This is a genomic window from Arthrobacter sp. H35-D1 (assembly GCF_030063185.1).
Lineage (GTDB): Bacteria > Actinomycetota > Actinomycetes > Actinomycetales > Micrococcaceae > Specibacter.
Genome location: NZ_JASISP010000004.1, coordinates 15570 through 35147 on the forward strand (window position 1 = coordinate 15570; position 19578 = coordinate 35147).

General features: G+C 61.9%; 16 protein-coding genes. 14 read left to right on the forward strand and 2 right to left on the reverse strand.

Translation table 11 applies throughout. From position 1 onward, the window contains the following. Positions 1–262: 262 nt before the first annotated feature. The 11 genes from glf (at position 263) to QMG25_RS06910 (ending at position 13615) form a co-directional block, all read left to right on the forward strand. Positions 263–1447: a UDP-galactopyranose mutase gene (gene glf, locus QMG25_RS06860; protein WP_283458598.1), complete on the forward strand. Its 1185-nt coding sequence runs from the start codon at positions 263–265 to the stop codon at positions 1445–1447. After that, a complete protein-coding gene (locus tag QMG25_RS06865; protein ID WP_283458600.1) occupies positions 1444–3501 on the forward strand; it encodes a glycosyltransferase in 2058 nt (685 codons plus the stop codon). The genes glf and QMG25_RS06865 overlap by 4 nt, the downstream gene beginning before the upstream one ends. Then, a complete protein-coding gene (locus QMG25_RS06870; RefSeq protein ID WP_283458602.1) occupies positions 3498–4403 on the forward strand; it encodes an ABC transporter permease in 906 nt (301 codons plus the stop codon). The genes QMG25_RS06865 and QMG25_RS06870 overlap by 4 nt, the downstream gene beginning before the upstream one ends. Then, entirely contained in the window at positions 4403–5131 is a 729-nt protein-coding gene (locus QMG25_RS06875; RefSeq protein ID WP_283458605.1) for an ABC transporter ATP-binding protein, read from the forward strand. The genes QMG25_RS06870 and QMG25_RS06875 overlap by 1 nt, the downstream gene beginning before the upstream one ends. Before the next feature lie 137 nt (positions 5132–5268). Then, entirely contained in the window at positions 5269–7203 is a 1935-nt protein-coding gene (locus tag QMG25_RS06880) for a DUF6541 family protein (protein WP_283458607.1), read from the forward strand. 175 nt (positions 7204–7378) lie between these two features. Beyond that, positions 7379–8668 carry a nucleotide sugar dehydrogenase gene (locus QMG25_RS06885; protein WP_283458609.1) on the forward strand — a complete coding sequence of 430 codons (1290 nt, stop codon included), beginning with the start codon at positions 7379–7381 and terminating at the stop codon, positions 8666–8668. Positions 8669–8713: 45 nt separating this feature from the next. Next, positions 8714–9310: an acyltransferase gene (locus QMG25_RS06890; RefSeq protein ID WP_283458611.1), complete on the forward strand. Its 597-nt coding sequence runs from the start codon at positions 8714–8716 to the stop codon at positions 9308–9310. After that, the gene (locus tag QMG25_RS06895; protein WP_283458613.1) at positions 9307–10398 is read left to right on the forward strand and encodes a DegT/DnrJ/EryC1/StrS family aminotransferase; all 1092 of its coding nucleotides are present in this window, start codon (positions 9307–9309) and stop codon (positions 10396–10398) included. Before QMG25_RS06890 ends, QMG25_RS06895 begins: the two co-directional genes overlap by 4 nt. Positions 10399–10401: 3 nt before the next feature. Continuing rightward, entirely contained in the window at positions 10402–11394 is a 993-nt protein-coding gene (locus QMG25_RS06900; protein ID WP_283458615.1) for a Gfo/Idh/MocA family protein, read from the forward strand. After that, complete coding sequence (locus tag QMG25_RS06905) at positions 11394–12566, forward strand: glycosyltransferase family 4 protein (protein ID WP_283458618.1); 1173 nt, start codon at positions 11394–11396, stop codon at positions 12564–12566. The genes QMG25_RS06900 and QMG25_RS06905 overlap by 1 nt, the downstream gene beginning before the upstream one ends. A gap of 5 nt (positions 12567–12571) precedes the next feature. Beyond that, positions 12572–13615 (forward strand): D-glucuronyl C5-epimerase family protein, encoded by a 1044-nt coding sequence (locus QMG25_RS06910; protein ID WP_283458620.1) that lies wholly within the window; start codon positions 12572–12574, stop codon positions 13613–13615. Positions 13616–13625: 10 nt separating this feature from the next. Here QMG25_RS06910 and wecB read toward each other — a convergent pair whose 3' ends face one another. Together wecB and QMG25_RS06920 are read right to left on the reverse strand one after the other, a co-directional pair. After that, positions 13626–14690: a non-hydrolyzing UDP-N-acetylglucosamine 2-epimerase gene (gene wecB, locus QMG25_RS06915; RefSeq protein WP_283458622.1), complete on the reverse strand. Its 1065-nt coding sequence runs from the start codon at positions 14688–14690 to the stop codon at positions 13626–13628. Between the two features lie 9 nt (positions 14691–14699). Beyond that, entirely contained in the window at positions 14700–15887 is a 1188-nt protein-coding gene (locus tag QMG25_RS06920) for a glycosyltransferase family 2 protein (RefSeq protein WP_283458624.1), read from the reverse strand. Between the two features lie 55 nt (positions 15888–15942). Between QMG25_RS06920 and QMG25_RS06925 the strand changes: the two genes are divergently transcribed. From QMG25_RS06925 to QMG25_RS06935, 3 genes are all read left to right on the forward strand, one after another. Continuing rightward, positions 15943–17052, forward strand: coding sequence for a glycosyltransferase (locus QMG25_RS06925; protein ID WP_283458627.1), 1110 nt, complete (start codon positions 15943–15945; stop codon positions 17050–17052). A gap of 65 nt (positions 17053–17117) precedes the next feature. Further along, a complete protein-coding gene (locus tag QMG25_RS06930; RefSeq protein WP_283458629.1) occupies positions 17118–18239 on the forward strand; it encodes a glycosyltransferase in 1122 nt (373 codons plus the stop codon). A gap of 236 nt (positions 18240–18475) precedes the next feature. Beyond that, complete coding sequence (locus tag QMG25_RS06935) at positions 18476–19573, forward strand: glycosyltransferase (RefSeq protein ID WP_283458630.1); 1098 nt, start codon at positions 18476–18478, stop codon at positions 19571–19573. Positions 19574–19578 lie beyond the last annotated feature (5 nt).

Here is a 19578-nt window from a genome sequence, read left to right on the forward strand (position 1 = left end):
ATCACGCCCAACCCGGTCCCCGCTGGTGTCTGTTTCCGAGCCTAGGCGGGGTGCATCGTTGGTGGGGACCGGCGTCGTACTTTGTCAATGAACGCCTGTCCAGGACCCCTTGTGGAGGAAGGAAAGCGGCCGACAAGCTGCCAACATGGTGTGAGGATTACCACCATGGAGGGGAGTGCGTATAACGGTCAGGTAACCTAGTGAGGAAAGACCACGGCACTGCTGTGCCCATAAATCGCTACCAAGCACCGCAGGAGAGTTTGTGAACGCTGACCTAGTCGTCGTCGGTTCGGGTTTCTTTGGCCTAACCATTGCAGAACGGGCCGCCACCGAATTGGGCCTGAAGGTGGCCGTACTGGACCGCCGCCACCACATCGGCGGCAACGCGTACAGCGAGAACGAAGCCGAGACGGGCATTGAGGTGCACCGCTATGGCGCGCACCTGTTCCATACCTCCAACGAACGCGTGTGGGAGTACGTGAACCGCTTCACCGCGTTCACCAACTACCAGCACAAGGTCTACACCTCCCACAAGGGCGAAGTGTACCAAATGCCCATCAACCTGGGCACCATCAACCAGTTCTTCCGCTCCTCCATGGGGCCGGGCGAGGCTCGTGCATTGATCCAGGAGCAGGCAGGCGAGCTCGCCGGCACCGATCCGGAGAACTTGAACGACAAGGGTATCCAGCTCATTGGCCGCCCCCTCTACGAGGCGTTCATCAAGCACTACACCGGCAAGCAGTGGCAGACGGACCCGAAGAACCTGCCGGCGGAGATTATTTCCCGGCTGCCTGTGCGGTACAACTACGACAACCGCTACTTCAGCGACACCCACGAAGGGCTGCCGGTTGACGGCTACACCGCCTGGATTGAGCGCATGGCGGACCACCCGAACATTGAAGTGGTGCTGAACACCGACTTCTTTGACGACGGCGTCTACGGCCGCAAGGCTGTGGCCGGCCAGGTCCCGGTCATCTACACGGGCCCCGTGGACCGCTACTTCGACTACGCCGAGGGCGACCTTTCCTGGCGCACCATCGATCTGGAGCAGGAAGTGCTGCCGATCGAGGACTTCCAGGGATGTGCGGTCATGAACTACCCGGACGAGGACGTGCCGTACACGCGCATCCACGAGTTCCGCCATTTCCACCCGGAGCGCAGCTACACCAAGGACGCCACCGTGATCATGCGCGAGTTCTCGCGCTTCGCCGAAAAGGGCGACGAGCCGTACTACCCCGTCAACACTTCCGATGACCGCAGCAAGCTGCTCGCCTACCGCGACCTGGCCCGCGGGGAGCAGGACGTGCTGTTCGGCGGACGGCTGGGCACCTACAAGTATCTGGACATGCACATGGCCATCGGTTCTGCCCTGAACATGTACGACAACAAGATCAAACCGCACTTCACCGGCGGGGCGAAGCTGCAAAGCGGAGGAGTAGACGCGTGAGCGAAGCAACGAAGACCAAGAAAACCGACGCTCCGATCGAGGCAACGGTTTGGAAGACCATCCACAGGGTGGTCTTCCCGACCGACGGCGACACCGACACCCTTCCGTTGTACGTTGACTTCAACGCCGCCCAGCGCGTGGTTTCCACCGACGAACTGGCGACGAAGACAGGTGAGTCCAAGCCGGGTGCCGGCAACACGGCCTTTTCGCCTGCATCGAGTTCCTCCGGATCGCGCCAGCGCACCGACTACATTCAGGACCGCCGCGCCTTGCGCCTGCCGGCGTTCAGCAGGGTGTCGCTGGGCACCTACTTCAACGCATTCCCGGCGAGCTACTGGCGCGCCCACACCGCGGTTGAAAAGGTTCGGCTGACGGTGGAGGCCGACGGCGATGCGACAGTCATCGTGTACCGCTCGACTCCGCGCGGCACGGCCAACCGGGTTGAGAGCCTGAAGCTCACCAAGGATGCATCGGTCACCATTGACCTGTCCATCATGAACTTTGCCGACGGCGGCTGGTACTGGTTCGACCTTGCAACAGGCGAGGAAGCAACCACCATGACGCGGGCCGAATGGTCGGTGCCACGGCCTGAAGGCTTCGAGGCAGGAACACTTTCGGTAGGCGTGACAACGTTCAACCGACCTGATTTTTGTGTGAAGCACCTGCGGACCTTCGCAGAGTCACCGGATCTCACGGCCGTGCTGGACACCTTGATCGTCACCGACCAGGGGAACCAGCGTGTTCGCGATGAAGCTGGCTTCGAAGAAGCGGCAGCCAATCTTGGCGAACGCTTCAAGCTCGTTGAACAAGCAAACCTTGGCGGCTCCGGCGGCTTCGCCCGCGGCATGCAGGAGACCGTCAAGGCAGGCAAGAGCAAGTACGTGATGCTGCTCGACGACGACGTCCTGATTGAGACCGAAGGCATCCTGCGTGCCGTCCAGTTTGCCGACTTCACCCGCAAGCCCACCATTGTGGGCGGACACATGTTCAACCTGTACGAACGTGCAGTGGTCCACAACTTTGGTGAAACCATCAATGAATACCGCTTCCGCTACGAAGCCTCGGGAGACAGCGAAGAAGTCCACGATTTCGGTGCCAGCAACCTGCGCACCACGCCGTGGATGCACCGCCGCATCGACGTTGACTACAACGGCTGGTGGATGTGCCTGATCCCGACCTCCATCATCAAGGAAATCGGGTTGGCCCTTCCCGTCTTCATCAAGTGGGACGACGTGGAATACGGCATTCGTGCCAAGGCTGCCGGCTACGCCACCGTCACCTTGCCCGGCGCAGCCGTGTGGCACATGCCGTGGACTGAAAAAGACGACACGATCGACTGGCAGGCCTACTTCCACCAGCGCAACCGTTGGTTGGCCACCATGCTGTATTCCCCGTACAGCCGTGGCGGCCGGATGCCGCTCGAGAGCCTCATGGTGGACGTCCGCCACTTGCTCTCCATGCAGTACTCGGCTGTTGAACTTCGCCTTCAGGCCCTTGAAGACCTGCTCGAAGGCCCGGCTCACCTGCATCGCAACATCGGCACGAAACTCCCTGAGATCCGTCGTGTTCGCAGCACTTTCTCCGATGCCCAGGTCAGCAAGGACCTGAGCAAGTTCCCGCCGGTCAAACGTGTCAAGCCGCCGAAATTCGGCATTGTTCCCAGCGCTCCGGCCAGCTTGCCTGCTGCCCTTTCGCGGGCACTGTCCGGCGTGCTCAGTGCAAGCCGCGACCCGCGCGACGGTTCGGTGGACTTCCCCGAGGCAGTTGTTCCCGCCATGGATGCTCGTTGGTGGCGCCTGGCAGGCTTGAATTCCGCCTTGGTTTCAGCTTCCGACGGCGCTGGGGCATCCTGGTACAAGCGCGACGCCAAGACGTTCCGCAAATACATGATTCGCAGCGTCAGGCTGCACCAGAAGCTCCTCCGTGGATGGGACGAGTTGGCGAAGACCTACCAGGACGAGCTGCCGAACTTCACCTCCCCCGAAACGTGGGAAAAGACGTTCGCCGCCAACCCGGCAGTGGTTGTTGAAGCCAAAACGGCTTCGGAGAAGTGAGTGTAAAGGTGGGGGGAAGTGGCACCTCAAACGCTCTTCTCCCGCTGACCAGCCCGGGGCATGGCAGCGGCCTGCTGGATATATTCCGGTCCCGCTACCTTTTGAACCTGCTGGTTCAGAAGGAACTGAAGGTACGCTATCGCGGTTCGGTGCTGGGAATTCTCTGGTCCTACGTGAAGCCTGGCATGCAATTTGTTGTGTTTTACATTGCCCTGGGCGTGTTTCTGGGTTTGGAGCAGAGCCCCACCAACAGGTCGGGGATGCCAAACTATGCCATCTACCTGTTTTCCGGCATAGCCCTGATCAACTTCTTCACCGAAGCCTTGGGCAATGCTGCACGTTCAGTGGTGGGAAATTCAGGGCTCATCCAAAAGATCTACCTGCCACGCCAGCTGTTTCCGGTGGCCTCCGTGTGGGTTTCGGCCGTGCATTTCCTGCCCCAGGTGCTGATCCTTGCCTTCGTTTGCGTGCTCAACGGCTGGCGCCCGGGATTCCTTGAGATTGGGGTGGCCGTGGCCGCCTTCGTCATGGTGGGGCTGCTGGCAACCGGGCTGGGCCTTTTCTTCGGTGCCGTCAACGTGTACTTCCGCGACGCCGAGAACTTTGTGGATATGCTCCTGCTCGTCGCCACGTGGGCATCCCCGGTCCTGTATTCGTGGGAAATGGTCCACAACAAAGTTGGTCCCACCTGGTTTGCCCTGTACCAGCTCAACCCTTTGACGGTGGCGGTGGAGAGCTTCCACCTGGCATTTTGGTATCCCACCACGGTCGAAACAGTGGCCTTGGTGCCAAACCTGCTCTCACTGTGGATTCCGGTGGGCATGGCTATTTCCCTGACAGTGCTCATCCTTGGGCAGTTGGTCTTTCGGCGGCTCGAGGGCCGCTTCGCGCAGGAGCTCTAATGACCACTAATTCAATCGAAATCAAGGACATCAGCAAGAAGTTTGTGCTGCGCCACACCCGTTCGCTCAAAGAAGCTTTTGTGTGGATCATGAAGGGCCGCAAAGGCGACCTGTCCAAGAAATTCTATGCTTTGGACGGCATCACCTTGGATATTGCAACGGGGGAGTCAGTGGCCTTGCTGGGCCTGAACGGATCAGGAAAATCCACTCTCCTCAAACACATCTCCGGCGTGATGCTTCCCGACACGGGAAGCGTTGCCACGCGGGGACGGGTGGCAGGGCTGATCGAGGTCGGAGCAGGCTTTCACCCCGACCTCAGCGGCAGGGACAACGTCTACCTCAACGGCGCGATCCTCGGCATGAGCAAGGAGGAGATCGATGCGGCTTTCGACTCCATCGTCGCCTTCTCCGAAATCGAAGAGTTCATTGACACGGAAGTGAAGTTCTACTCTTCCGGAATGTACTTGCGTTTGGCATTTTCCGTGGCAGTCCACACAGATCCCGATGTCTTTCTCATTGACGAAATTCTTGCGGTGGGCGACGAACCCTTCCAAAAGAAGTGCCTGGCAAAAATCAAGGAACTCCACGCAGCCGGCAAGACACTGATTGTGGTCAGCCACGATTTGGACGTTGTGGCCAAGGTTTGCGACCGGGGCATTTTGATGCAGCAAGGACACGCCGTCATGGACGCTCCCGTTGCCGAGGTCATTGCCAAGCTTCGAAGCTAGTAGTTGGCAACGGCCCTTAATATTGCCCGACAGCTTGTGAAGCGGGGGAAACCTCAACCGGGGCGCAACCCCGGCACAACGTGCGCCCGCCTTTAACCTTGGAGGAAATCGTGTCCTGGTGGACAACAGTGCCAGTCATGCTGGTATGTATTGCCCTGGTGCTCATTCCAGGCGGCGCCCTGGCGTATGCGCTTGGCTTTCGGCGTGTTTCCGTGCTGGGCCTGGCCCCGGTGCTGTCACTATCCCTGGTAGGGGTTGCAGCTGTCGGTGCCTCGTTTGTGGGCGTTGGTTGGAATATCTGGGCAGTTGTGGTCCTGGCTGTCGTCGCCTGTTTGGTGGCATGGCTGATTACCGACTTCCGCCAAAAGAGCACCAACAGGGCCGGTTTTCACCGCGATTCCTGGCTGACTTTGGGGGCCATGGTGGTGGGTGTCGCGGCCGGAGCATTGCTCATTGCCCGGCGCTTCATGCAATTGGTGGGGGCCCCGGACAACATCTCCCAACGCTACGACAACGTCTTTCAGCTCAATGCCGTTCGGCATATTTTGGACACCGGCGACGGGTCCACGCTCACGCTGGGCCAGATGGCCGGCGGACACGGGCTGGGGGCCGTTTATCCTGCCGTCTGGCACGACCTTGCCGCGTTGCTTGTCCAACTCACGGGAACCCCCATTGCTGTGGCGGAAAACGCCGTCAACATGTGCGTTGCTGCGCTCATTTGGCCCATTTCGATTATTTTTCTCACACGGGTGGTGGCAGGGCCCAAACCGGTTGCGCTCATGGCGGCGGGCGTTGCCTCCGCCGGTCTGGTCGCCTTCCCGTTCCTGCTGCTGGTCTGGGGTCCGCTGTTCCCCAACCTGCTCTCCATCAGTGTTGTGCCGGCCGCCTTGGCCATCGTCATTTTGCTGTGCAAGCTCTCCGACCAGCGGGAACGGCCCTTGCGGCTGTGGGCCACGACCGTGATCATGATTCCCGGGCTGGCGTTTTCCCACATGAGCGCCCTCGGCGCCCTGCTGGCCTTCGGCGCGCCCATGATTCTTTGGGCAGTGGGACTCCACGTGAAAGCGTTGGCGAAGGACAAGGCACCAATCCGAAAATACGCAGTGGTTGCGGCCGCAAGCGTGGCCGGTCTGGCCCTTGGCTTGCTGTTGTGGCTGAGGCTTCGCCCCGACGATTACAGCGGATGGACGCCCCACACCAACGTGCCGGGGGCCATCGGGGAAGTGGTCGCCAACGGTGTCATGGGCACTGAGGCAACGTGGGTGATTTCCATTCTTGCCGTTATTGGCGGTGCTGTGATTCTGGGCAAGCGGACCCATATTTGGTGGTTGCTCAGCTACGCCGTGGCCGCCTCGCTGTACATAGCCGATGCGTCTTTGGACCGAGGCTTTATTAGGACTTTCCTGACAGGAGTCTGGTACGCGGACACGAACCGCGTTGCAGCGTACCTGCCCATCTTTGCCGTGGTCTTGGCAGCCATCGGATTCAAACGCGTTGTTGAAGTGGTTCTCTCAGCCGTATCGAGACTTCAGCGGAACACTTCCTGGTGGACCAAATCCATTGCCTTGGCGGTTGTGCTGGCCCTGTTCGGCTTGCTGGCCCTTGGCACGCAGGTGGGCACCATCCGGAACTACATCGGTGCACAAAAGGTGTTCTATGAACGGGACACAGGCTCGTCCATCCTCTCCGACGACGAGTACAAGCTGCTGGCACGGATTGACAGCGAAGTGCCGGCAAATGCCGTCATAGCAGGCAACCCATGGAACGGCTCCGGTCTTGTCTACGCCTTCGCAGACCGAAAGGTGCTTCGCTACCACCTTTCCCAGCACGGCACTCCTGCCGAAGTGCTGGTGGAGGAAAAACTCAACACCGCAAATTCGGACCCTGCAGTGTGCAATGCCGTTAGGGAGCTCAACGTAAAGTACGTGCTTGATTTTGGCGAACAGTACCTGCTGAATCATCCCGACAGCAAAGATTTTGGCGGACTTCAGAATTTGGCCGGCTCCGGGACAGTGGAGTTGGTTGACCAGGAAGGGGCTGCGAAGCTGTACCGGGTCACGGCGTGTTGGTGACGGCGTGTTGGTGGCGCAGAGTGGACCTGCAGGAGTCGCCTTGTTGCTGCCTGCGGCGTGGTTTTGCTCTCACCTGAAGCGCAGGCGGCCCAAAGGCCGATATTCTAGTGGACAACTGCCGGTGGAAGCATGCTCCGGTCCGTCACCAAAGCTATAAAGAAAAGGCTACTAAAACGTGAAGATTGCAGTTATCGCACTCGGTAAGATCGGGCTGCCATTGGCAGTTCAGTTTGCTTCCAAGGGGCACGAGGTTGTCGGGGTCGACGTCAACGCGACCGTAGTTGACCTGGTCAACGCAGGCAAGGAACCCTTCCCCGGCGAAGCGCACCTGCAGGAGAAGCTTTCCGAGCTGGTGCCAGCTGGCAAGCTGCGCGCCACGACGGACTATTCCCAAGCGGTCCCCGGTGCCGACGCAGTGGTGCTGGTGGTGCCCTTGTTCGTTGACTCCGAGGCCAAGCCCGACTTTGGGTGGATGGATGGCGCCACGGCCGAACTGGGCAAGCACCTGACGGCAGGCACGCTTGTCTCCTATGAGACAACGCTGCCGGTCGGAACCACACGCAGCCGCTGGAAGCCCGCACTGGAGGCCGCCTCCGGCCTGGTTGAGGGCAAGGACTTCCACCTGGTGTTCTCCCCTGAACGCGTTCTCACCGGCCGCGTCTTTGCGGATCTGCGCAAGTACCCCAAGCTCATTGGCGGGCTGTCTGTTGCCGGGGCAGCCAAGGCGACGGAATTCTACGAGTCCGTTCTGGACTTCGACGACCGCCCCGACCTGAACCGCCCCAATGGTGTCTGGGACTTGGGCTCGGCTGAAGCTTCCGAGCTGGCCAAGCTGGCCGAAACCACGTACCGCGATGTCAACATTGGCCTTGCAAACCAGTTTGCCCGTTTTGCTGCCAAAACCGGCATCGACATCTACCAAGTCATCGCGGCCTCCAACTCCCAGCCCTTCAGTCACATCCACCAGCCAGGCATCGCCGTCGGCGGACACTGCATCCCCGTCTACCCGCGCCTGTACCTGTGGAACGATCCTGACGCCACTGTGGTCCGTGCTGCCCGCGCAGCCAACGCAGACATGCCCGACTACACCATCGGACTGCTCGAAGGCGCCTATGGCGACCTCACCGGAGCACGCGTGGTGGTGCTGGGTGCCGCCTACCGAGGCGGCGTGAAGGAAACCGCGTTCTCGGGTGTCTTCGACGCCGTGGAAGCCATCACCCGCCGCGGCGGCACAGCCATGGTGCAGGACCCCCTGTACACCGATGCCGAGCTGGAAAAGCTCGGCTTTGCCCCGTACCACCTGGGCGAGGCCGTTGACGCTGCCGTGGTGCAGGCCGACCACGCCGAGTACCGTGAGTTGACGCCAGCGGACCTGCCGGGGGTCAAGGCATTCATCGACGGGCGCAGGGTCAGCTCGGCCGAGCAGTGGGACGGCGTTACCTATCGCGTCATCGGCAAGGCCTAGAAAACCCAATTCGCCCGCCACACGGGCCGAGTCAGGAGAAACAGCATGAGTTATGTAGCACCCAGCGCCGACGTGTCGGATCAAGCCGCGATCGGCGAAGGCACCAAGATTTGGCATTTGGCCCAAGTTCGCGAAGAAGCCGTGCTTGGTGAGAACTGCATCGTTGGACGAGGGGCCTATGTTGGAACCGGCGTGCGCGTCGGCGACAACTCCAAGATCCAAAACTACGCCTTGGTGTATGAACCGGCAGTCTTGGGCCATGGTGTTTTCATCGGACCGGCCGTCGTGCTGACCAATGACACCTACCCGCGCGCCGTCAGCCCCGATGGATCACTGAAAAGTGCCCACGACTGGGAACCGGTTGGCGTCACCATCGAAGACGGTGCAGCCATTGGTGCTCGGGCAGTTTGCATAGCTCCCGTAACAATTGGCCGGTGGTCCACCATCGCGGCCGGTTCAGTGGTGACGAAGGATGTTCCCGCCTTTGCCCTGATGGCCGGCGTACCAGCCCGTCGCCTGGGCTGGGTCGGGAAGGCCGGATTTCCGTTGAAGCTGGAGGACGGTTTTTGGGTTTGCCCTGAAACTGGAGCAAGATACATAGAGGATTCAAACTCCCTGAAAGAGGCAGAGGACAACGCATGAGCCAGGACTTCATTCCCGCAGCAAAACCGATCATTGGCGACGAGGAACGGGCAGCGGTCGACGCCGTCATGGCCTCCGGCATGTTGGCCCAAGGCAAGGAGGTGGCCAACTTTGAGCTCGAGTTCTCCAAGGTTCTCCTTGACGGCCGCGCCAGCGTTGCCGTGAACTCGGGCACCTCCGGCCTGCACTTGGGCCTGCTGGCCAGCGGGGTCGGCCGAGGCGATGAGGTCATCGTGCCCTCGTTCACCTTTGCCGCCACCGGCAACTCGGTGGCCTTGGCGGGGGCCACCCCCGTGTTTGCCGACATCGAGCTGGACTACTACTCTCTCGATGTGGCCCACGTGGAGTCGCTCATCACGGACAAGACCAAGGGCATCATGCCTGTTCACTTGTACGGGCACCCGTTTGCCGCAGACGCGTTCGCCGCACTGTGCGACAAGCACAACATCGACCTGTACGAGGACGCGGCCCAGGCCCACGGCGCCGCTCTGAACGGCAAAAAAGTCGGCACCTTCGGCAAGTTCGGCATGTTCAGCCTGTACCCTACAAAGAACATGACCTCCGGGGAGGGCGGCATGGTCTCCACCTCGGATGCGACAGTGGAGCGCAACATGCGCCTGCTGCGCAACCAGGGCATGGAAAAGCAGTACGAAAACGAACTGGTGGGCTTCAACAACCGTATGACGGACCTGCACGCCGCCATCGGCCGGGTGCAGCTGACAAAGATCGAGGCCTGGACCAAGAAGCGCCAGGAGAACGCCGCGTTCCTGACGGCCAACCTCGAAGGCGTGGGGACGCCGAAGGTCGCCGATGGTGCCGAGCACGTCTACCACCAATACACGATCCGCGTACCCGAGGGCCGTGACGAACTGCACGAGAAGCTGCGCAGCGAGTTCAACATCGGCTCCGGCGTCTACTACCCGGTCCCGAACCACCGCCTGCCCTCCTTCAACCGCACGGAAGACCTGCCGAACACGGAGATCGCGGCCAAGGAAGTGCTCTCGCTGCCGGTCCACCCGTCGCTGACCCAGGACCACCTGGAACGCATCGTCTCCGCCGTCAACACCATCATGAAGGCAGGTGCCTAGATCGTGGCGAACTTGCGCGTAGGACTCATCGGACTGGGCATGATGGGCCGCCACCATGCCCGCGTCATCCGCGAGGTCGACGGCGTCGAGCTCTTCGCCGTGGCCGACGCCTTTGGCGACCCGCACGGCGTGGCCAGGGAACTGCCCGTGTTGTCAGGTGTCGAGGAACTGATTGCGGCCGGCATCGACATGGCCGTAGCGGCCGTGCCCACCGGCATGCACGAGGAAGTCGGGCTGGCTTTGGCGGAGGCGGGAATCCACACCCTCGTGGAGAAGCCCATCGCCGCCAGCGTCCCCGCCGGGCAGCGCCTCGTTGAGGCATTCGCCGCCAAGGGCCTTGTCGGCGCCGTCGGACACATTGAGCGCTTCAACCCGGCGCTGCAGTCGCTGCGCAAGCGCATCGCCGACGGCGAACTGGGCGAGGTCTATCAGATCGCCACCCGGCGGCAGGGCCCGTTCCCTTCGCGCATTGCCGACGTGGGCGTGGTCAAGGACCTGGGTACGCACGACATCGACCTGACCGCTTGGCTGGCGCAGAGCCGGTTTGCCTCGATCTTTGCCCAGACCACCACGCGCAGCGGGCGCCCGCACGAGGACATGGTTGCTGCCACCGGCAAGCTCGCCAACGGCATCATCACCAACCACCTGGTGAACTGGCTTTCACCCATGAAGGAACGCCTCACCATCGTCACCGGTGAAAAGGGTGCGTTTGTGGCGGACACCGTCACCGCCGACCTCACGTTCTACGAAAACGGCACCATCGCCACCGAATGGGACTCCATCGGAGCGTTCCGCGGAGTCTCCGAGGGCAACGTCACCCGCTTGGCCATCCCCAAGCCGGAGCCGCTGCGCACCGAACACGAAGCCTTCCGCGACGCCGTGCTCGGATTGCGCAACGACGTGGTGACCATGGCCGAAGGGCAAGACACGCTCGTTGTGGCCGAGGCCGTGCTGGAATCTTCCCGCACAGGACAGCCCGTGAGGATGCTCTCTTAGTGGCAGCACACAAACCGTTGAAGGTCGTCGTCGCCACAAGGCTTTTCACGCCTGAAGTGGGGGCGGCGGCCTTCCGCTTGAGAGCCCTGGTTGACGGACTCGTCGAACAGGGCGCAGAAGTCCAGGTCATCACGACCAAGCCGCCACGGGGGAGCAGACCGTTCAAGCCCACCTACGGGCTCAGCCGGTGGCCCGTGCTGCGTGACTCCGGCGGCAACGTCCGCGGTTACGTCCAGTACCTCAGCTTTGATGTCCCCGCCTTCTTCAGGCTCCTTGCCGCGCGTGCCGACGTCGTTGTTTCCGAGCCGCCGCCCACCACAGGTGTGGCAGTGGCGCTGTCCTCGCTGCTGCGGAAGCGCCCTTATGTTTACTACGCTGCCGATGTGTGGACCGAGGCGCTTTCTGCCATGCAGGTGCCTTCCATCGTGAAGAAGGTCATGGGCGCCGTCGAGGGGAGGGTGCTTCGCCGTGCGGCGAAGGTTATTGCCGTCTCCGAGCCGGTGGCAACCCAGGTGGCCCATTTCAACGTGCCCGCCGGCAGGATCGAGGTGGTCGGCAACGGCGTGGATACCGGCGTGTTCCGTCCGGACGGCACTGTGGCTACCACCGCGAACCCGTACTTTGTCTACACGGGAACCATGAGCGAATGGCAGGGAGCGGACATCTTTATCCGCGCGCTGCCGCTTGTCCGCGAGCGGTTCCCCAACGCCGAGCTGAGGTTCTTTGGCCAGGGCGCCGACGAAGACCACCTGTCTGCCCTTGCCACCGAGACCGTGCCCGGGGCCGTGCACTTCGGCGGGGTTGTGCCACCAGCCGACGCCGCGGGGTGGATCCGCGGGGCCGTGGCGGCACTTGTTAGCATCAAGCCGGGTCAAGGCTACGACTTTGCCAAGCCCACCAAGATCTACGCGGCGGCAGGCTGCGGCACCCCCGTAGTATTTGCGGGACAGGGCGACGGTGCAGCCATCGTCGAGTCCGGCCGCTTGGGCGCAGCGCCCGCCTACGAGCCCCGCAGCGTGGCGGACGCCATGATCGCGGTATTGAAGGACCCCGACCACGGCGGGACCGAGTCCCGCGAAGCACGAGTCCGGTGGGTGGCGGAAAACGCTTCCCTGAAAGCTTCGGGCCAAGCGGCTGCGCAAGCCATCTTGAAGGTGCGGACACAACCCTGAGTACCATGATCGATCTGCAAGTTCCGCCGGTACCAGAAGTGCAGACTCGGCGTCGGCCGGAGCCGGGACCGCCGCCCATCGCCCGTCGTCGGCACCTTGCCCGGACCCTGCTGGCGCTGGTTTTGGTTGTCGCCGTCGGTTCGGTCCTCATTGTCTTCAGGGCTGAAATCTGGGGACCGCAATTCAACCACTCGGGTTATTCACTCAGCCGTGACGGGCAGTCCCCGTACATTGGCAACTACGTGATTCCGTTGACGGATACCACTTGGGGTGAAACAAGCGAGGACGACGTCCTCATTACTCGGGTTGGTAATGAAGCCGTCTATCATCCCGTGAACTCGGCCTGGTACATCAATCAAATGCTCACCTCGTTCAAGGAATCGAATAACCCGGAATATTTGGACCGGGCGATTGCCACCGCAAAATACCTCATCAACGTCTCGGCAACCGATGACAGGGGAGCCATTTGGTTCCCTTATCGATTCGGCCATGATGTGAAAACACTTCGTTTGGGAGCTCCCTGGCATTCGGGCATGGCCCAGGGCATGATGCTGTCCACCTTCGTGAACCTCTACGAGGCAACAGGAGACAAGTATTGGAAGAAAATGGCGGCTGGCACCGTCAAGTCGTTTGACCAGCCCAAGGTGGAATCCGGGCCCTGGTTCACCAACGTCATTGAGGAGGATGGGAAGAAGTTCGTCTTTTACGAAGAATATCCGGCACTGGCCGAAGAACAGAACACCCAGGTGGTCAACGGCCACATTTATGCCCTCTATGGGCTCTACGACTATTACAGAATTACCGGTGACAAACGCATTGAATGGTTGTTTGACGTGGGGGCATCAAGCATTCGCGATTCCTTCGATGCCTACCGGAATCCCGGCCAGGCCAGCTGGTATTCCCCCACGGAGTATGGGCGCACCGTGTGGGGCAATCCGGAGAAGTATCACAAGGGTGTCATCAGCCAATTGCGAACCCTCGGTGAAATAACGGGAGATGTTGCATTCTGGCAGCAAGCCGATATTCTCTACTCCGACTTTCACGAGTAGGGACCCGCTACTACTTGCCGAATGCCGCCAGCAATGCGTCCACCGTCCGTTGCGCCGCATGCCCGTCGCCATACGGCGTTGCATCCGTTGCAGCCGGTGCGGTGCGCTCCACGACGCCGGCCAGCAGGCTGAGGTCGTCGTTGACAAGGGCGTTCCAGCCCAACTCGACGGTCTCCACCCATTCGGTCTCGGGGCGGATGGTGGTGCAGGGGACACGCAGCAGGAACGCTTCCTTCTGCAGTCCGCCCGAGTCTGTGACAACGCCGGCGCTGTTGGCCACCGCGTTGACAAGCTGTGGGTAGGCCAGCGGATCGCAGAGCCGCAGGGAGCCGGTGTTCAGGTCGATGCCGTGCGACTCGGCCAGCGCCCGCAGGCGCGGGTGGGCCAGCAGCAGCACCGGCTTGCCGAGGGCGGAAAGCGAGTCCACGATGGCCTTCAGCCGGGCGGGGTCGTCGGTGTTGTCGGGGCGGTGGATGGTGCACACGTAGTAGTTGCCGGCCGTGACGCCGTCGGGCAGCGGCTGGCTTTGGGCTGCGAGCTGGTCGCGGACGCTGTACAGCACATCGGTCATGACATCGCCCACCATGACCGAGCGTGCGGCAAGGCCCTCGGTGGCCAAATGGTTCATGCCCACTTCGGTGGGGGAGAGCAGGAGGTCGGAGGCATGGTCGGTCAGCACCCGGTTGTGTTCCTCGGGCATGCGCCGGTTGAACGAACGCAAACCGGCTTCAAGGTGTGCCACGGGGATGTGGATCTTCACGGCCGCGAGGGCCGCTGCCAGCGTGGAGTTGGTGTCGCCGTACACGAGCACAACGTCCGGCCGGGACTCCTCAAACACTCTTTCCAGGCCTGCCAGCATGGAGCCGGTCTGCTCGCCGTGCTTGCCGGAGCCCACGCCCAGGTTGTAGTCCGGGGCGGGGATGCCTAGATCCTGGAAGAAGACGTCGCTCATCAGCTCGTCGTAGTGTTGGCCCGTGTGCACGATGACGTGTTCGGCGCGGCCGTCCATGGCCTTGGCGATGGGGGCAAGCTTCACAAACTGTGGGCGCGCGCCCACCACACTCAAAATTCGCATGGGTCAAGCTTAATGGGTATCGCGCTGCTCCTTGGCAACCGGTGCGGGAAGGGGTGAGTCGTAGACGCCGGATCTGGAGCGGAGCCGCTCGTTCATGTAGTGCCGCACTACGGAATCGCCGGACACCAAGCTGCAGAACTTGTCAGTGAGCAGCTCCTCCTTCCGTCCGGATTTTTTGTGAAGAACGACGGCGTCACGCAGCTGCTGCTGGTCCTGCGCCTTGGCAGCGGCTCGGCACAGCGTTGCGTCGCGCCGTGAAAGTGCCGGGAGCGAACCACCGGCCAGCTCAAGAAGCTGCTGATGCGCCGATTTCCAAGCTGCACCATCAGCCTCCGACCACACGGTGGCGGCAAGCGGCCCCGACATGGAACCTCGCCGCACCAGTGCTCCAATGCCATGGACTCGCAGGAGTTTGAGCGCGATCGCCCGGCGTTCCTGCTTTGGGGCGGAATGGATCCACACAGTCCCAACCAAGGCGTCCAGCCACAGGAACTCCTCGGCCAGGGGGCGAATGGCGCTGGTCACCCTGGTGCCACCGGAGGCGTCGGTTTGGTGGTAGGCCGGGCTCGAATAGGGGTAGCTGATGCGGCCTCCCCGGAACCACAGCCTGAGTGCTGCCTCCAGGTCCTCGCCGATCTCAATTCCTTCCGCGTATCGAAACCCGCAGGCGAGGAGCGCGCTGCGGCGCAGCAATCCGTAGGGGACGCTGCGGTACGCCAGCCCGTCCTTGACCGCGTCCAGGACTGCGGGTTTTGACGGGCGAATTCGGGGGGATCGAAGAATTGAGCCTTCCGGCGTCCGCAGCGGCGCAATGACGGCGGCAGCGCCCTGGGCAACGGCCGCCTTCCACCAGGCCGCCAGCGACCCTGGTTCCAGGTAGTCGTCGGAGTCCAGGAAACTTAGGAACGTGGCGGAACTGTTGTCGAGGGCGGCGTTGCGCGGGCCGGCCGGGGAATTGATGCCGTCTGCATGGCCAAGCCACGTGACGGCGTCGTTCGTGGCATGTTCGGAGGAAAGGCCGGCCTTGATGTCCGCGATGGCAATGTTGTGGCAGACCACGGTGGTGCGGAGATCCACTCCCAGCGCTGACAATTCGGCACGCTGGCCCAGGATTGAGACAAGTCCCCGTTCCAGCGGCCGTGCCGGATCGTGCACGGGTATGACTACTTCAATGCTCTGGCTCATGCTTTGGCTCATGACCGTGTTCTCCTGTGCAGGGTTCGTTCCTTTGGTTCCGCGATAACCTTACTGGGTGGACAACGATATTCAGGACTCAGCGTTGGTGGACGTGGTCATCGCCGTGCATACGCCCAACCGCCCCATTGAACGCACTGTCGCCTCCCTGATGGCTTCGGGACTGTCCACGGAGACTGGGTCGCCCAACCGGCTGCGCATCACCGTGGTCTGCCACAACACCGCGGTGGAGCCGATCCGCGCCCGTGTGGCGCCCGAACATCAGGGCCGGGTCCGGTTCGTGCACTTTGCCGATGGGATCAAGAGTCCGGCGGGTCCCTTCAACCATGGAATTTCCCTGGCCACCGGCACGTGGGTCTCAATTATGGGCAGCGACGATTCACTGGAGCCGGGTGCACTGGCGGGGTGGGTGCAGGCGGCAGAGAAGGACCGTGCTGACGTGCTCATTGCGCCCATGGCCCATGCCGATGGGAGGGCCATCCGGACACCCGTGGTGCGCAGGCTCCGAGCGGCTGCCCTTGACCCGATTGCCGACCGCCTCACCTACCGCACCGCACCGCTTGGGCTCATGCGGCTGTCCCTGGTTCGTGCGCTGGGCCTGGATTTCCCCACCAGGTACGCCACGGGGGAGGACCAGTCGTTTTCGGCCAAGCTGTGGTTTTCCGGGGCGAGCGTGAGCTACGGACGTGGCCTGCCCCGCTACGTGGTGCACGACGACGCCGCGGTCCGCGTGACGGCCACTCCTCGCAGCGTCACGGAAGATTTGGCCTTCGCCACGGATCTGGTGGGATCGGACTGGTTTGCCGGACTTGGCTCGGCGCAGCGGGCTGCGATCGTCACAAAGCTCCTGCGCATCCACCTATTTGGACACATCATGCTGCGCGCGGATGCCGGCACGTGGGATTCAGCCGATGCAGCAGAAATGGCTGGCGCGGCGCGGACCATGATGTTCGCGGCCCCGGGAGCGGCCCGGCCGTTGTCGTTGGCGGACAGGGCGCTACTCGACGCGGTGGTCCGGCAGGAGCCCAACTCTCGCGTGATGAAGACTCTGACTACACAGCGGCGCACCTTCACCAACCCGCGGACCTGGTTGCCGCGAGATCTCTCCCAGTTGCTCCACCCGGAGGCTCCGTTGCGGTTCATGGGCGCCTCCGCACTGGTGTCGTAGCCTCCCATCCATAGAGCCCGCGTCATTCCCAGCCCCATTCGAGCCCAGCCCCATTCAAGGAACCCATGAAGATCCTGGTCATTGCCACTTGGTACCCGCACGAGGAAAACCCTGCCGAGGCGCCTTTCAACGCTGAACATGTCGAAGCCATCCGCGGCCAGGGCCATGAAGTCCGGGTGGTTCATGCACGTTTGGGAACTGCCCTGCGCATGCCGGAAGAGACCAACGGCCTGTGGGAAGGAGTTCCCGTGCGACGCGTGTTGGCCGACCCCAAGCACCCGGCAACTTTACTCGCCTGCGAACGCCTGCTTGCCCGGGAAATGGCCTGGGCCGACGTGGTCCACACCATGGCCTTCTCCTCCATCCTGCTGGCAGTGCCGGCCTGGTCCGCACGCACCATGGCGGGACGTGGCAGCCCCTGGGTGCATACCGAACACTGGAATGGCGTGGTGAATCCCGCCAGCGTCTCGCCCTTGTGGAAAAAGCTCTCCGGGTTGCGCCGTGTGTTGCGGTTCCCACACGTGGTGACGGGGGTGACGGGACAGCTCGCGGCGGAGATGCAACGGTTTGCCCGGCCGAATGCCTCGCGGGTGGTGCCTTGTGTGGTGAAGGGCCGCGGACCGGTTGTGCCCGCCACCTTTGGAACGCCGCTGCGCTTGGTGGCTGTCGGCGGGCTCATTGAACGGAAACGCCCGCTGGCCGCCATTGCAACTATCGCGTGGCTGCGCGACCACGGAACTGAAACGCACCTGGTGTGGGTGGGCGAGGGACCCCAACGGGCCCAGTGTCAGGCACTGATCGAGCAACTGGGCCTGGCCTCGAATGTCACCTTGGCCGGATCGGTCCGCCCGGCCGCAGTGGCCACCCACTTGTCCGCAGCGGCCTTGTTTTTCCTGCCCACCGCCCAGGAGAACTTTTTCACCTCGGCTGCCGAGGCACTGGCGGCCGGACGAGCCGTGGTGGCAACCCGTGTAGGGGGTTTTAGCGACTACGCCGATGATTCCAACAGCAGGCTTGTCGACGATGTCAGCCCCGAGGCGCTGGGAGCAGCCGTGTTGTCGGCTGCAGACGCATTCCGGGAGACTCCCGCCGGAGACATTGCAGACCCCATAAGAGCGCGATTTTCCCCTGCGGCGGTCGGCGAACTTTTTGATGGTGCATATTTGGCCGCCGTGGCCAGCGCCTGACCCCAGGTTCGTCGCGGCCAGGGCACGACACCGTGGCCCAGCTTGGGTCTGTTGGACTACACGACATCTTTAACAACGAAGGAAATATCATGGCTGCACGCCGACTCGTCCTGCTGGCAAACCAGTACCCATATGTCAACGGGGACCACGTCTTCGTTGCAGCGGAGATGCCGGCCCTGGCGGCACACTTTGATGAGGTGGTTGTGTTCAATTACGCACCCGGGGAGCCGTCGGAAATGGCCATCCTGCCCAGCAATGTGCGCTTCGGTGGAAGCCTGTACGGCATTCCGCGTGCTGAGAAAATCAAGGCATTGTTATCCCCGCGGAACCTGACGCGACTGGCCGGCATCACACTCATGGAAGCGCGAACAGGACGTTTGGCCACGAACTTTCGGTCCTTCGTGGCAGGGACGATCGCTGGCATGGGACTGGCAAACGACGCTCGCCTCAAAGACGCGCTCTACGAACGAGGCATTGAAACCACTGTGTACAGCTTTTGGGGGATGGGCATCGGAATGCTGGTGCCGTGGATCCGGCCCCGGATCAGTTCCGTCAACCTTCGGCTGCACCGCTATGACCTGTATGAGGAAGAGTCAGGCTATCTGCCGTTCCGACCCGGCCTGTTTCGGCGCACGGACAGAATCTTGGCGATTTCCGAATCCTCACGGCGCTACCTGCTGGAGAAGTATCCGCGTGAAAAACTGGCAGAAAAGATCGAAATCCGACGCTTGGGGAGTGCGGCACCCCTTGAGCCGGAGGTGCCATTGTCGGAAAGAACAGGAGACGAGGAAGCAGGGCGAATAATCGTCAGCTGCTCATATGTCATTCCTGTTAAACGTGTCGCCCGAATTTTGGATGCACTGGAAAAGATTCCGGGAGACACCCCACTGACGTGGATACATTTTGGTGGTGGAATATTGGAAGAAGAGCTGCGGAATCGAGCTTCGGCTCAGATACGGCCGGGCCTGTCGATTCAGATTCGAGGCGCAACCCCGCATGAGGAAATTATCGACTACTACAGAACCCACAAAATTGCGGCTTTCGTCAACGTCAGCGCCTCTGAGGGTGTCCCGGTGAGCATAATGGAAGCCATTTCGTACGGCATCCCCGTGGTTGCCACGGATGTGGGCGGCACCGCCGAAATAGTGGGCGGGCCACTCAAAACAGGCGAACTCGTACCTGCAGATTTTACCCAAGACGAACTCGCGGAGAAATTGCTTCACGTGTTGTCGGCAGCACCGGGCACATATACACCCAAGGAGCTGTGGGCCAATCGCTACAATGCTGTAGTCAATGCGGAGGCCACGGCAAGTCTCATAGCCAGCAAACCCTAATTCCG